Origin of the sequence: Deinococcus misasensis DSM 22328 (assembly GCF_000745915.1) — a bacterium.
GTDB lineage: Bacteria > Deinococcota > Deinococci > Deinococcales > Deinococcaceae > Deinococcus_C > Deinococcus_C misasensis.
In genome coordinates this window covers 1-13734 of the sequence record NZ_JQKG01000073.1, presented here as the reverse complement: position 1 = coordinate 13734, position 13734 = coordinate 1, and the positions used below count along the sequence as shown (strand labels likewise).

Below are 13734 nucleotides of genomic sequence, written 5' to 3'. Positions count from 1 at the left end.
CCAGGTTTTGGGGGCGCTCTTGTAGCCGTATTTTTGCAGCAGGTCGGTGCGGTAGTACAGCAGGCCTGCGTCGGTGAACCAGGGGAGGGCCACCAGTTTGTTGCCGACGGTGTTGGCTTCGATGATGGCGGGGAAGTGGTCGTCGACTTCACCGGCGGGCACTTTGCCTTTCAGGTCGACGAAGTGCTGGTAGAGGATGCCGGGCCAGACCACGTCAATCTGGTAGACGTCGATGGTGTCGCTCTTGGCAGCGAGTTGTTGCTGGTAGAGGGCGAGGCGGTCGTTGGTGAGGTTGGGGCTTTCGAAGACTTTGACGGTGTTTCCGGTCTTCTTGGCCCATGCGGCCACCCCGCTTTTGCACATTTCCAGTTCCTGTCCGACTGCACCACACGCAATCGTCAGGGTGACTCCTTCAGCTTGAGCGGTACCAATCCCTGCGGCAAGAGCGGCACTCAGCATCCAGATGATAGACTTTTTCGACATTTTTTCCCCTTTCCTTTCCATCCAAGCCAGCAAAACAGACCACTTTCGCAGTCAGGCAAATTGTGTTTTGGGCTAATCCCACTTTAGAAAGACAAACTTGATAAATCAAACCAAAAGAATGCGGATTTTGATCGCAACTTTTGCGATTCCTGACACCAGATCTGCTATACTTTTGACATTTCCAGCAAAAGTTTGACGTATCGGGAGGGAACATTGGTGTATACCCTAGAGTGGAATCGCAGAAACCGTATGAAGCTCTCGGACGAAGAACAAAAAGTTTTGCAGACCCTGCTCTGGTACGGTCCGTTGAGCAAGCAACACCTTGCCGCTCACACGCACCTTTCCAGAAGCAAAGTGGGGCAGGTCCTCGAAGACCTCGCCTCAGGGGGCTGGATTGTGGACATCGGACAACAGGAATCCAGCGGAGGCCGCAAAGCCAACCTGTACTCCCTCAATCCGGGTCTGGGGTACCTGATTGGCATTGATCTGGGGGTCAGCGAAGTCAAAATCGCTCTGGCAGACACCTCACTGAACATCGTGGGCATGCTGTCCCATCCCATCGAAACCCGAGCCGGTGCCGGGGTGGTGATGGCCACGGTGGCCCGCCTGATCGATGACCTCCTCAAACAACACAGCATCAAACCCGAGCGCTTGATCAGTCTGGCCATGGGCGTCCCGAGCCCCATCGAACGGGGCACCGGATTGCTGGTCAGCCCTCCAGTGATGCCCAACTGGGAAGGCTTCTCCATTCAGGAATACTTTGTGCACCGCCTTGCGGTTCCGGTTCCGGTTTACGTGGACAACGACACCAACCTGATGGCCCTCGGGGAACTCTGGAACGCCAGACGCACCAGCGAAGGGGAAAAATTCGAGAGCTTCATGGTGCTGAAACTCTCTACGGGAATCGGGGCCGGAATTGTGATTGCAGGGAACATTTACCGGGGTGCTTTTGGTGGGGCCGGAGAAATCGGGCACATCCCTCTGGACCCCGAGGGACCCCGCTGCAATTGCGGCCAGACCGGATGTCTGGAGGTGATGGCCGGGGCACGGGCCATCCTGCGCTCTGCCACCGAGGCCGGACAAAGGGGCCAGAGTGAATTTTTTGCCCACATCCTCAAAGAGCGCGATCAACTGACCGTCACCGATGTTTCACAGGCCGCCAGTGAAGGGGACAGTGCTGCAAACGCCATCATTCAGGCTGCAGGTCTGAAAATCGGGCAGGTGCTGGCCGGATTGACCAATGTACTGTGCCCCTCGCACATCCTGATCGGCGGAGAGCTTGCCCACATCGGTCCTTTGATGCTCGCAGGTATTCGTCAAAGCGTTTACGGAAGGGCCATGCCCCTCGCCACCCGCAAACTGATCGTGGACTACACCCGTCTGGGCGACAACGCAGGCCTGATGGGCAGTCTGGCCTACTCGATGCTGTCTTACCTCGGGCAGGATTGAAAGAACGTTCAGGGACTGTTCAGTGCTCTGGACGCGGCGCAAGACCGACGTGCATCACATAAGGATCCCCCTCCCCTGCTTCCCCGAGCAGGGTCATGTCCCTGAGGATGTCCATCATGCGCTGCTGAAACACTTTGGCCTGTTCAGGGGTCAGGTGGGCCGTGATCCAGCCACTGAGCACCGGAGGTCCAGAGGGAGAAACCTCCTGATGACCATCCAGAGCCGTGAACACCGAACGCAAAACCCCACTTTCCTGACGGCTGTGCAGGATCCCCCACTGGGCCATGTGGGCCTCTCTGGCCTTTGCAATGCCTTTCATGAGGGCATCATGCTGGGGTTTTTCCCACTCGTGGAGCATTTCGTCATGGGTGCCTGCTCGGGTGAGGGCAAAAGGCACAAAAAATTCTTCGGCAACTGCACGGTAATGCTTGATCGGGCGGCCACGCCGTTCTTCGATGCGGGTCACCTCGATGAGTTCCAGAGCCAGCATTTTTTCCAGCCAGTACATCATTCCGCTCATGCTGATGTTCAGTTCCCGGGCCGCTTCTTTGACCGAACACTCCCGGCCCAGAAAAGGCTTGATGTACCGAACAGACGCAGGTTGCGCCAGAAATGCAGCCGCATCCGGTCGATGGACCTGCTTGTAGGGTTGGTTCAAAACCATTCCTTCCATTTGAAGTAGCATAATGCCCAAACTGGTTTCATGCCAAGCCTCATCACCGAAACCCTTTCCAGAGCGGAACGCCTGCAAACCCTGTCTGAACTCTCGGTCCAATTCCGGGACCAGTACGTCTACCCTGAAACCGGCCAATTGCTCTTTGATACCCTGCAAGAGTGGTCCCTTTTGGAACCTGAAACAGCCTCCCCTGCCACCGAATGGTGCACATCCCTGACCCAGCGCCTGAGAACCCTTGTTCCTGACAAACACCTGCGTGTGTTTGCACAGGTGACTCAAAATGTGCCTGAACCAGCCGTTCATGCAGGGGTCCAGAGAGTGGAGCATCTGGAACAGGGCATTGCACTGCTGGAATTGAACGCTTTCTCGGGTCTGGAACAAGCCCGGCCCCTACTGGATGCTGCGATGGCTCTGGTGAAACCGGCCAGAGCTTTGATTGTGGACCTTCGCAAAAATGGTGGGGGAAGCGGGGAAACCGTGACTTACCTGTGCAGTTTCCTGCTGGAGCCTGACCTGCACCTGCAAAGCTTTTACCGCCGCAACACCCCCGAGCAGAGCAAAACCCACACCTTGCAGGACATCCCTTACCGCGACCTTGAAAAACCCGTGGTGGTCCTGACCAGCCAGAGAACCGCCTCTGCTGCCGAGGAGTGCGCCTACAACCTGCAGGCTGCTGGACGGGCCACATTGATTGGCGAAACCACTGCAGGGGCAGCCCACACCGTGGACATCATCTCACTGAACGAAAAAGTGGGGGCATTCATTCCCTCAGGGCATCCCATCAGTCCCTACACCGGAGGACACTGGGAAAGAACCGGGGTTCAACCTGACCTTGCCGTCCCTGCCGATGAAGCGCTCACCGTGGCTCTGGAGCACCTGAAAGTCAAAACCGCCAGAGGGGTGCAGTGATCGGACGGGCATTCAGTCTGTCCAGCAGTTCAAAAAACACCGGATCGTACACCGGATTGGTCCAGGCGGGAGACTGCACCAGCAGCACCGCCTGCACTTCTTCAGGTGAAGGCAGCGGAGCACCCCTGAGCAACTGGATTTTCCCGAGAACCTCTGGAGCAAAATGGGGCTGAATTTCTGCCCTTGTGCGGTCCAGATCAAAACCCTCGGTCACACGCACGTCCTGATGCCACGCTGGATAAATGCACGTGTAATCCAGCATTTTTCCAGCTTTCAAACCCAATCCAGCCCAGTTGCCCGGACGCACCAGAGCAGGATCGCCGCTCTGGGAAAACAGGTCGTGGTGGGAATCCACATTCACCACACGGTCTGGCGCAAAACCCGAGACCCACTCGAAAGCGCAATCATGGCTGAGGGCCACCGCAACGGGCTTCCCCTGATACTGAAGCAACTCGAAAGGATCCCCATACAAGGGGAAATCCTCTTTCAACACCTCCAGATTCCCCTCTGGATGGCGTTTCTGGGCCAATTCATGCCAGCGCTTTTCCCGATGAAACTCCAGATCGGGCGTGCCCCAGAAAGGGCTGTCAAACACATGCTCGATCATGCCCGAGTAATAATCCCAGTCAATGCTCAGGAGGGTCATGGGGGGATTATATGCCCTTTGCCGAGAGCCGAGAGCCGAGAGCCGAGAGCCGAGAGCCGAGAGCCGAGAGCATCCTGCAAGTCTTGGCAGAGATGGTCAAGGGGAATTGTAGGGGCGCAGCGTGCAAGTTCACCAACTTGCGGTGAACTGTTCTGCACAAGACGGCGTGCTGCGCCTTCCAAGCCAATGCCAAAGCCTTTTTTGCCCTCGGCTCTCGGCCCTCGGCTTTTCTTTTTCCCCTCGGCATCGATGTTTCCGGATCATCTACAAACCACTTTCCCTCGCTTCATGCAGAACCGTTAAAATACTCCCATCATGCCGCTCAAACCCGTACACCGTGGATGGGACCCGAGGCACTGGGTGTCCCTCTCCCCTTTCGGCCTTGGACACCTGAAACCCAACAATTTTTACGAGGTGTTCCGCGCCTTCTCCGAAAACCGTGACCAGCTCAATTACGCCTACAAAATCCTCAACGATGGGGTGTGCGATGGGTGCGCTCTGGGCACCACCGGGATGCGCGACTGGACCATCAAAGGGGTGCACCTGTGCAACATCCGGTTGCGGCTTCTGCGGCTCAACACCATGCCTGCCCTGAACCCAGAGGTTTTGCAGGACATCGAGGCCCTCAAACAAAAAAGTTCTGCGGATTTGCGTGAACTCGGGCGGATTCCCTTTCCGATGCTGCGTCGCAAAGGGGAAAACCACTTCTCCAGAATCCAGTGGGAGGATGCTCTGGACCACATTGGGGTGAGGATTCGCGCCACGGAACCCGAGAAACTGGGGGTGTACGTGACCAGTCGGGGCATTCCCAACGAGACCTATTACACGGTGCAGAAGGCTGTGCGGGCGATGGGCAGCAACAACATCGACAATGCTGCACGGATCTGCCATTCGCCCAGCACGGTGGCCCTGAAAGAGGCCATCGGGGTCGGGGCCACCACTTGCAGTTACAAGGACCTGATCGGAACGGATGTGATTGTGTTTGTGGGGTCCAACCCTGCCGTGAATCAGCCCGTGATGATGAAATACCTTTACTACGCCAAAAAAGCCGGAACGAAGATCATCATGGTGAACCCTTACCGTGAACCGGCCATGGACAAGTATTGGATTCCCAGCGATCCAGAGAGCGCTCTGTTTGGCACACGCATCACCGACACCTTTTATCAGGTGGTGCCGGGCGGAGACATCGCTTTCCTGAGTGGCACCCTGAGGCACATCATCGAGCACAACTGGCTCGACAACGCTTTCATTCAGGACCACACAGATGGTTTTGAGGAGGTCAAACAGAAAGTCCTCTCCACGCCGTGGGAGGATTTCGAGAAGGGAAGTGGCCTGACCCGCACCGACATGCTGGAATTTGCCCTGACCCTGTTCAAGGCCCACCGGGGCATTCTGGTCTGGAGCATGGGGGTCACCCAGAACACCCGAGGTGAAGACACCGTGCATGCGGTGGTCAATCTGGCCCTCTCAAGGGGCTTCCTCGGGCAGGAGGGCAGCGGTTTGATGCCGATCCGTGGCCACTCGGGGGTGCAGGGGGGTGCAGAGATGGGCGCGTACACCAATGCCCTTCCGGGCGGGCTTCCCTTTACACCAGAGCACCGGGCGTCCCTCAGCGAGAAATGGCAATTTCAGGTCCCAGAGCAGAGCGGTCTGAGCGCGCCAGAAATGCTCACAGAGGGGATGGATGTGCTCTGGAGCATCGGCGGAAACTTTCTGGAGGTGCTCCCCGATCCGCAAGGGGTGGAGGCCCTGCTGTCAAAGGTGCCTCTGCGCGTCCATCAGGACATCTTCCTGACCTCACAAATGCTGGTGGAGGGCGAGGAGGTCCTGATCCTGCCTGCCACCACCCGTTATGAAATTCCCGGTGGGGTCACGGAAACCTCGACGGAACGCCGGGTGATCTTCTCCCCTGAAATTGAGGGGCCCCGCATTGAAGAAGCCCGCTGGGAAGGTCAGGTGTTTCTGGAGGTCGCCAAAAGGGTTCGCCCAGAGCTTTCTCCTCAACTGACGTATTCCCACATGGGCGCCTTGCGCGAGGAGATCTCGAAAGTGATTCCGATGTATGCAGGCATCGAAAAGCTGCAACGCAAGGGAGACAGTTTCCAGTACGGCGGTTCCATGCTGTGCAGAGGGGGCACCTGCCCAACTCCGGATGGCAAAGCCCACTTCAAAGCCCTGAACCTTCCAGAGCGCACCCTGCCTGAAGGGGCCTTCTCTCTGGTCACCCGACGGGGCAAGCAGTTCAACAGCATGGTGCATGAGCACATCGATCCGGTCAACAAAGCCCCGAGGGAAGCCATCCTGATCAGCCACTTCGATGCAGAGCAACTGGGCCTCAAGAAAGGCGATCCGGTGCGGGTGCACAATGCCCACGGAGAACTGCTCGGGACCGCTTTCCCCTGCGACCTCAAACGCGGAGGCTTGCAGGTCCACTGGCCCGAAGGGAACGTCCTGCTGGACCCCAACAAGCACTCTCCCAGAGCCCGCATTCCAGCTTACAAAGAGGCATACGCTTACCTTGAAAAACGTGCGTGACTGGACCCTCACTGCTTTTCGAGACGGCCAGAGGTCTGAACGCACAGACCTGCTGGCCCTTGAGGAACCTCTGGAAATCCAGCTTTGCTTTAAAAAAGAGGTGCGCACGGTGGCAATCACCATGCGCACCCCCGGAGACGATCTGGCTCTGGCCGCAGGTTTCCTGTTCAGCGAAGGGGTTTTGAGTCACCCGGCCCAGATCCAGAGCATGGCCCATTTCACCCCTGAAGGGGCCATCCCCACCGAAAACACCCTCCGGATCACCCTGCAAGGCCCCATTCCAGATTTCTCTGGTCTGGAACGGCACTTTTTCACCAGCAGCGCATGCGGGGTGTGCGGAAAAAACAGCTTTGAACGTCTGGGCCTCAGATGTGGGCCTCTGACCTCCGATTGGACGTTCACCCCGGAGCACATTCTGGGCATGCTTCCCCAGCTGCAGGCCGCCCAGCACACCTTCCAGAGCACCGGAGGCATCCATGCCAGTGCCCTGTTTGATTCAGATGGGTATCTGAAACACCTCACGGAAGATGTGGGTCGGCACAACGCTCTGGACAAACTGCTGGGCCGTCTTTTTCTGGACGGTCAACTCCCGGCCCCAAACCACGCCCTCTTGGTCAGCAGCAGGCTCAGCTTTGAACTGGTGCAAAAAACCATCACCGCCGGAATTCCCATGTTGTGTGGCCTGTCTGCCCCGAGTTCGCTGGCCGCAGAACTGGCAGATGCCTTCAATTTGACCCTGATCGGGTTTCTCAGGGAAGGCGGGTTCAACGTGTACTCGGGGAAAGAGAGGATTCAGGGTTCCTGAATGGGCAACTGAACCACCGCCACTGTGCCCTTCCCGAGTTCACTTTCCAGCCAGATTTTGCCTTTGTGACCTTCCACAATCCATTTGGCAATCGGAAGCCCGAGCCCCGTTCCACCGGGGTCTTCTCCGCGTTGCCTGGAACGGTCTGCACGGTAAAACCGCTCAAACACCCTCGGGAGGTCTTCTTCAGAGATGCCATGCCCGGTGTCTGAAACCCGCAACTCTGCACAGCGGTCTTTTTGCACCACCGACACCGAGATGGTGCCCCCCTCGGGGGTGTATTTCAGGCTGTTCTCGATGAGGATCCAGAGCAGTTGCTTCAGGCGGTCTGCGTCTCCCATCAGGGACACCTCTTCCACCTCTTCCAGAACCATGTGGTGGAGGGGCACCACCCGGCCCAGATCGCGCCAGATTTCCATCACCAGACGGCTGAGTTGCACTTCTTCTTCGCGCAGGGTGGCCCCACTGTCTCCTCGGGCGAGTTGCAGCATGTCGTTCACCAGACGCCCGAGGCGGGTGGCTTCGCGTTGCACATCAGAAAGGATGTCCAGTTTTTCATCTTCGGGGATGTTGGGGTAACGCATGAAAATGTCGAGGTTGCCCTGAATGGCCGTCAGGGGGGTGCGCAGTTCGTGGGCAGCATCGGCAATGAAGCGCTTCTGTGACTCGCTGAGTTCACGCAGGCGTTTTTCGCTGTCCCTCAGGGCATGTTCAGCCTGCATGCGGGCAGTGATGTCCAGAATCACGCCAGTCACCCGGTAGGGCATCCCTTCAGGGGTGTACTCGTAACGGCCTCTGGACAGCAACCACCGTTCCCGACCATCCTGACCGTTGACCCGGAAAGGTTTTTCAAACGGAAGGTGCGCTTGCTTGGAGCGCTCCAGAGCTTCACCCACGGCATCCACATCCTCTGGATGGACCAGCACGTTGAACCCCTCAATGGTGCCATCAAAGGCTTCCAGAGCAATGCCCATCAGGTCCGCGGTTTGCTGGTCCCACATCACTTTTCCAGAGATGAGGTCCCACTCCCAGATGCCCACTTCGGCAGCCTGCAAGGCTTCATGCATGCGCTGTTTGACCTCTTGGGTCAGGCTTTGCAAGGCTTCCAGACCATGCTCGGCGCGGATCATGCGGGAGAGTTCGGTCATGCGTTCCAGAGGCGAAAGTACATGCAGGGGATCTTTGACCACTGGACGGGCAAAAATCAGAATTTGACCATTCTTGAACACCTGCCACGAAAGGTCCACGGTCACGGCACTCTGGTCTTTGCGCAAGAACACAAACTCTTTTCCACCTGCCGAAGCGGGCTGCTGCCGAAACACCTCCAGCAACGGCAGGCGTTCACTGACGCACAAATCCAGCAGGTTCATTCTGGGCCACTCTTCCAGAGCATGCCCGTACGCCAGCGAAGCAGCCTGATTGCCTTTGAGGATGTCCAAGGTAAGGGCATCCACCAACCACATGTGCAGGGGGTGAAGTTGAAACAGGCTGTCCAATGAAAATTCAGGCAAGGCGTCAATCATCTCTGGGTCATGCATCGGGGTTCTCTGGGAAGGAAGCAGGGGGGCACATCCTTTGAAAAAGTGTAGCGAACCAAGCTGGAATGCAGCTGAAGAATGTTGAAGTTGATTACAATTTTGAAGCAGGATGACCCAAACAAAAAACCTCCCCATTCCAAAGGAGGTTCAAGAGCATCCCAAAAATTCAGGACACCATTTGCTTGGCCATCTCGCGGGCGTAGCGGATGCAGTCGGGGATTCCGACCCCTCCATAACTGCTGCCAATCAGTTTGATGGTCTCTGGCAAGCTGTTCTGGATGCCTCTGACCCTTTCAAGGTGTCCGACTTTGTACATCGGGTTGTTCTCCAGCCAGTTGTAAACCCGCCAGAACTGTGGACTCCCCTGAATCCCCAGAATGGGCTTCAAGGCATTCAGGCCGATTTCTGCAATTTCCGGGCTGTGCATCTCGGGGATGTGGGGGTTGCGGTGGCCTCCCACATAAGCCCTCAAGAGCACCTGCTTCTCTGGCGCACGGCCTTCAAATTTGCTGGAGTGCAGGGTGCAGGCCAGAAGAGGGGTCTGCTCAAAGCCCGAGACAATGAACCCGTAGGTCGAGGTGTCAAATTCAATCTGGTCCCGATTGAACCCAAACACCGCCACCGCAGAGCTGTTGGTTTCCAGTTCTCCCATGCGTTCAAAGGTGTCCTGAAAGTCCTGTTCAATGAAGCTTTTTGTGGTGGAGGCTGGTGTGGCAATCAGGATTTTGCTGGCCTCGATCACCTCGCCGTCTTCAAGGTGGATTTTGTGGTCCCGAGTGATTTTCACCACGTTGGCCCCGAGCCGCACGTGTTCGTGCAGTTCGGTGTACAGGCGTTCGATCAGGCTGCCCATGCCGTTTTTCAGGGAGTAGAAAATCGGGCGGGTCTGGGGGTTTTTCTTCGCGTTTTCACGCACCCCTTTGATCACGCTGCCGTATTCCTGTTCCATTTTGAGGTACTGAGGGAAAGCCGCCTGCATGCTGAGTTTCTCGGGGTTGGACACGTAAATTCCGCCCAGCATGGGTTCTGCAATGGTGGTGGTGGCTTCCGGCCCGAAACGGCGCGTGACAAAAGAAGCCAGACTTTCATCTCCGGTTTCGGTTCTGGGCGCTATGAACTGTTCTTGCAGCAAACGCTGCTTGCCTTCGTCAGAAAGCAAACCCGAGGCCAGAAACTCCTCATCATTGAGGGGAGCAATCAGTTTGAAGCTCGGGGGAATCCGGTGCAGTTCGCCTTCCCTGAGAAGGTAGGTTTTCTTGTTCTCGGGGAGGGTGGTGATCAGTTCATCGTCCATCCCGAGTTCTCGGGCCAGTTGTTCCGCGTAGGGTTTCTGGGTGATGAAGGCATCTGCAGCCCCCTCAATCAGAAAACCCCGGAAGCGGGCAGTGGTGATTTTGCCTCCCAACCTGCCCGATTCTTCCAGCAGCAAAAAGGGAACCCCTTTCAGGAAGAGTTCCCATGCGGCGGAGAGACCAGCGATCCCTCCGCCCACAATCACCACGGGTTTCATTGCAGCAGAACCTTGGCCTTCTCCTGAACCAGTTCCGCAAGGGTTTCCATGTAAAGGGGGTCGGTGTTCAGGGAGGGTGGACGGACCAGTTTCATCCCGAGTTCCTGCGCGACCTCCTGGGTTTTGATGTCGATGTCGTACAGGATTTCCACGTGGTCGCTGACAAAGCCGATCACCACGCTGACCACGTTCTTCACCCCTTTTTCGTTCAGGTCCACCACATGGTCTTCAAGTTGTGGCCCGAGCCACGGTTCGGGGCTGCGTCCGGCAGACTGGTAAGACCAGCTCCACTGGTCGTCACGGAGCCCTGCCCCCTGAGCGATCAGGCGGGCACTTTCCCACAACTGGTCCTGATAGGGGTCACCCATTTTGAGGATGCGTTCTGGCAGGCTGTGGGCGCTCAGGATCACGTGCACATCTTCCCCTTCAGGGAACTGGGCGATGCCTTCCTTGACGCGGTTCACCATGGCCTGAATGTATTTGGGCGCATCGTGGTAACTGTCGATGAATTCAAAGTCGATGTGGCCGTGGAACATGTCCAGTCCGGCTTTGACTTTCTGGTGGTATTTGGCCACCGACATGGTGCTGTAGTGCGGAGCGAGCACCACCGCCACGGCTTTCTGGATGCCGTCATTCAGCATGTCGCGCACGGTTTCTTCAATCCATGGGGACCAGTGGCGCATGCCGATGTAGGCTTTGTACTGAATGCCAGATCCATTCTGGTTCAGCAACTGGGTGGCTTCTTCCACCTGCGCTCTGGTGATGCCCAGAATCGGGCTTTTTCCACCAATGGAAGCGTAGTTGTGGGTGATTTCCTCCAGGACAGCGGTGTTGGTGGTGCGTCCAGAGCGGATGTCACTAAGGTAACCGGGCAGGTCTTCAAGGGACTCAGGGCCACCGTAGGCCATGTACAGCACGCCAATCACAGGTTTTTCGGTCATACCAGCACTCCGCTCTGGGTTTTCTCGTGGACGTAATCGGCAAGGCGGGCCACGTTGTCCACGGGGGTTCCGGGCAGGATGCCGTGCCCGAGGTTGAAGATGTGACCGGGACGGCCTGCGGCTTCTTGCAGCACACGGTCGGTCTGGAAGGACAGTTCACGCCACGGGGCTTTGAGAAGCAAGGGATCGAGGTTCCCCTGAATGGCCTGCTCGGGTTGCAATTGCGCCCATGCATCGTTCAGGGACAGACGCCAATCCACGCCGACCACATCGCTGCCCATGCTGGCAATCTGGGGCAGCATGGTGGAGGTTCCGGTGGCGAAGTAAATCACCGGCACACCGGATTTCTTGGCATTCTGAATGACGTTTTTGGTGTAGGGATACACGAAACGCAAGTAGTCCGAAGGGCTGAGTGCCCCTGCCCATGAATCGAAGATTTGCAGGGCACTGGCTCCAGCTTTGGCCTGTTCTTGCAGGTAATCGGAAAGGATCACCTCGAACTTGGTCATCAGGCGTTTCCATGCGGCGGGCTCGGAATACATCAGGCCCTTGGTGCGCTCGTAGTTTTTGCTGCCTCCCCCCTCAATGGCGTAACTGGCCAGCGTGAAAGGACTGCCCACAAAGCCAATCAAAGGGATGCCTCTGGGGGTCAGTTCGGCAGCCAGTTGCTCAATGGCCTTGAAGGTGTAGCCCATGGTTTCACGGGTGGGAGGGGTAGCCAGACGGTCCACATCTCTGGTGCTCATGATGGGGTTGTGGATCACGGGACCCACACCACCTTGAAAGTCCAGACTCAGGCCCATGCCCATCAGGGGGGGCAGGATGTCATTGAACAGGATCGCAGCATCCAGATTGAACGCATTGATGGGCTGCAAGGTGATTTCGGTGGCCATGTCGGGATCCTGTATGGCCCCGAGCATGGTGGTTTTGCTGCGGAGTTCGCGGTACTCGGGCATGTAGCGTCCGGCCTGACGCATGAACCACACCGGGGTGGCATCGACGGCTTCTCTGCGCAAAGCTTTCAGGAAGCGGCTGTTTTTCAGGGGGTGTTCGTTTGCATTGGTTGCCATGGGGCTCCTCAAAATCAAAAGTTACCGAACGGTCACTTTTGTTCACTTATACAAAAATTGTATTCGAGGGGTGGGTGAGAAGTCCACGCGACAAACGTCCCTTGAGTGCAACCCCGACTACGCTCTGGGGCACAACCCGTGGCTCTGGGGTCGGTAACCTGTTGGTAACCCCATTCATGGTTTCCTGTGTTCAGGAGAGAAAGAACCCTGACAGGAACCGTTCAGGAATTGGACGGGGTTCTGTTCCAGACAGAGGTCTTTTGTCCTCATTTGAATGAACCCATAGGAGAACCATGAACACAAAATCCATTCTTTTGCCCGCCTTGATGCTTGCTCTGGCCAGTTGCAGCAGCGTCCAAGTTCCTACCCAGACTTCTTCCCAAACACCTGAGGTCCTGCAAAAAGAACCCGGTATTGAAGTGCTGTTGCTGGATCCCTCCAGCCGAACTGTACGCCCAGACTTCACTGGAAAAATGAAACTGGTGTCTGAAACCATCAGTGATCCAGAGCATCTCAAAGACATGTCTGCTCTGGCAGAAGCACCGGGACCTGTTCGCTTTAACCCTGCACTTCTGCAAGAAAATCAGGTACAAACACAAGCAGGTGACTTGAAGGTCATCAAAACGGAATGGAAGCCAGACCACAGCTTCGTTCAGAGGAAAGTTTCTCCCATTTTTCAGCGTAAAATTGGCCCTCATCAAATCACCCTCACGGTTGCAGGTGAGTACAATCTCCAAATCACTCTTGATGGAGACATCAGAATGATCAAAGCTTCAGGTGGAGGCAGCATCAAAGTACAGGCTGGAATGACCTATTCCAAAACGTACTACACTTGCGCCAAATACCAGACCGTCACTCTGGAGAGATACACCAAATTTTACCAATGGGCCACTTATTCCAACGGAACAGTCAAGAAAACCGGAGGAGAAAGCGACAGCAGACAACCTGCCAAACCCGGCGATGTCACAGACAACAAACTGACCGATTGGTATACCTGCTGACCCTCAAAGGAAAAAAATGAAAAAAATTCTGATCCTGATGCTTGCTTGCACTGCTTCCGCAGCAGCCAAAGATTACACCAACGAAAGTGCCCTGGTGCGAGAAATCGCCCAGAGCTATGGCTGGCAAGAAACCAAACCCTTTGACGCCTCCTGCAAAAACATCAAACCTGC

General features: G+C 56.4%; 12 protein-coding genes. 5 read left to right on the top strand and 7 right to left on the bottom strand.

Annotation, left to right across the window (positions count from 1 at the left end; genetic code table 11):
* On the bottom strand, window positions 1-483 hold a 483-nt coding region (locus Q371_RS22150; RefSeq protein ID WP_034344828.1), incomplete at its 3' end, for an extracellular solute-binding protein.
* A 249-nt stretch (window positions 484-732) separates the two neighbouring features.
* Between Q371_RS22150 and Q371_RS22145 the strand changes: the two genes are divergently transcribed.
* Window positions 733-1932, top strand: a complete 1200-nt coding sequence (locus Q371_RS22145) for an ROK family protein (protein WP_034344814.1) — start codon at window positions 733-735, stop codon at window positions 1930-1932.
* Between the two features lie 19 nt (window positions 1933-1951).
* On the opposite strand, the gene Q371_RS26225 is transcribed toward Q371_RS22145, so the two are convergent.
* Window positions 1952-2605, bottom strand: coding sequence for a transcriptional regulator (locus tag Q371_RS26225; protein ID WP_051965066.1), 654 nt, complete (start codon window positions 2603-2605; stop codon window positions 1952-1954).
* 30 nt (window positions 2606-2635) lie between these two features.
* Here Q371_RS26225 and Q371_RS22135 point away from each other — a divergent pair, with 30 nt between their 5' ends.
* The gene (locus Q371_RS22135; RefSeq protein WP_051965065.1) at window positions 2636-3517 is read left to right on the top strand and encodes a S41 family peptidase; all 882 of its coding nucleotides are present in this window, start codon (window positions 2636-2638) and stop codon (window positions 3515-3517) included.
* Here the strand turns inward: Q371_RS22135 and Q371_RS22130 are convergent.
* The gene (locus Q371_RS22130; RefSeq protein WP_034344811.1) at window positions 3492-4163 is read right to left on the bottom strand and encodes a hypothetical protein; all 672 of its coding nucleotides are present in this window, start codon (window positions 4161-4163) and stop codon (window positions 3492-3494) included. The two genes, Q371_RS22135 and Q371_RS22130, sit on opposite strands and share 26 nt — an antisense overlap.
* Window positions 4164-4478: 315 nt before the next feature.
* Here Q371_RS22130 and Q371_RS22125 point away from each other — a divergent pair, with 315 nt between their 5' ends.
* Together Q371_RS22125 and fdhD are read left to right on the top strand one after the other, a co-directional pair.
* Window positions 4479-6698, top strand: coding sequence for an FdhF/YdeP family oxidoreductase (locus Q371_RS22125; RefSeq protein ID WP_034344808.1), 2220 nt, complete (start codon window positions 4479-4481; stop codon window positions 6696-6698).
* Complete coding sequence (gene fdhD / locus Q371_RS22120; RefSeq protein WP_034344819.1) at window positions 6691-7503, top strand: formate dehydrogenase accessory sulfurtransferase FdhD; 813 nt, start codon at window positions 6691-6693, stop codon at window positions 7501-7503. The genes Q371_RS22125 and fdhD overlap by 8 nt, the downstream gene beginning before the upstream one ends.
* On the opposite strand, the gene Q371_RS26220 is transcribed toward fdhD, so the two are convergent.
* The 4 genes from Q371_RS26220 to hemE all read right to left on the bottom strand — a co-directional run bounded on the left by Q371_RS26220 (window position 7491) and on the right by hemE (window position 12562).
* Window positions 7491-9041, bottom strand: coding sequence for an ATP-binding protein (locus Q371_RS26220; protein ID WP_051965060.1), 1551 nt, complete (start codon window positions 9039-9041; stop codon window positions 7491-7493). The two genes, fdhD and Q371_RS26220, sit on opposite strands and share 13 nt — an antisense overlap.
* Window positions 9042-9207: 166 nt before the next feature.
* Window positions 9208-10551 (bottom strand): protoporphyrinogen oxidase, encoded by a 1344-nt coding sequence (gene hemG / locus Q371_RS22110; RefSeq protein WP_034344805.1) that lies wholly within the window; start codon window positions 10549-10551, stop codon window positions 9208-9210.
* Window positions 10548-11492, bottom strand: a complete 945-nt coding sequence (gene hemH / locus Q371_RS22105) for a ferrochelatase (RefSeq protein WP_034344802.1) — start codon at window positions 11490-11492, stop codon at window positions 10548-10550. Before hemH ends, hemG begins: the two co-directional genes overlap by 4 nt.
* Window positions 11489-12562, bottom strand: coding sequence for a uroporphyrinogen decarboxylase (gene hemE / locus Q371_RS22100; protein WP_034344799.1), 1074 nt, complete (start codon window positions 12560-12562; stop codon window positions 11489-11491). The genes hemH and hemE overlap by 4 nt, the downstream gene beginning before the upstream one ends.
* 293 nt (window positions 12563-12855) lie before the next feature.
* Between hemE and Q371_RS22095 the strand changes: the two genes are divergently transcribed.
* Window positions 12856-13563, top strand: coding sequence for a hypothetical protein (locus Q371_RS22095; RefSeq protein ID WP_034344796.1), 708 nt, complete (start codon window positions 12856-12858; stop codon window positions 13561-13563).
* Window positions 13564-13734: the final 171 nt, after the last annotated feature.

Coding starts and splice junctions, on each gene's coding strand:
- Q371_RS22125 (WP_034344808.1), top strand. CDS start 4,479: ATGCCGCTCAAACCCGTACACCGTGGATGGGACCCGAGGCACTGGGTG.
- hemG (WP_034344805.1), bottom strand. CDS start 10,551: ATGAAACCCGTGGTGATTGTGGGCGGAGGGATCGCTGGTCTCTCCGCC.
- Q371_RS22145 (WP_034344814.1), top strand. CDS start 733: ATGAAGCTCTCGGACGAAGAACAAAAAGTTTTGCAGACCCTGCTCTGG.
- hemE (WP_034344799.1), bottom strand. CDS start 12,562: ATGGCAACCAATGCAAACGAACACCCCCTGAAAAACAGCCGCTTCCTG.
- Q371_RS26220 (WP_051965060.1), bottom strand. CDS start 9,041: ATGCATGACCCAGAGATGATTGACGCCTTGCCTGAATTTTCATTGGAC.
- hemH (WP_034344802.1), bottom strand. CDS start 11,492: ATGACCGAAAAACCTGTGATTGGCGTGCTGTACATGGCCTACGGTGGC.
- Q371_RS22135 (WP_051965065.1), top strand. CDS start 2,636: ATGCCAAGCCTCATCACCGAAACCCTTTCCAGAGCGGAACGCCTGCAA.
- Q371_RS22130 (WP_034344811.1), bottom strand. CDS start 4,163: ATGACCCTCCTGAGCATTGACTGGGATTATTACTCGGGCATGATCGAG.
- Q371_RS22095 (WP_034344796.1), top strand. CDS start 12,856: ATGAACACAAAATCCATTCTTTTGCCCGCCTTGATGCTTGCTCTGGCC.
- Q371_RS26225 (WP_051965066.1), bottom strand. CDS start 2,605: ATGGAAGGAATGGTTTTGAACCAACCCTACAAGCAGGTCCATCGACCG.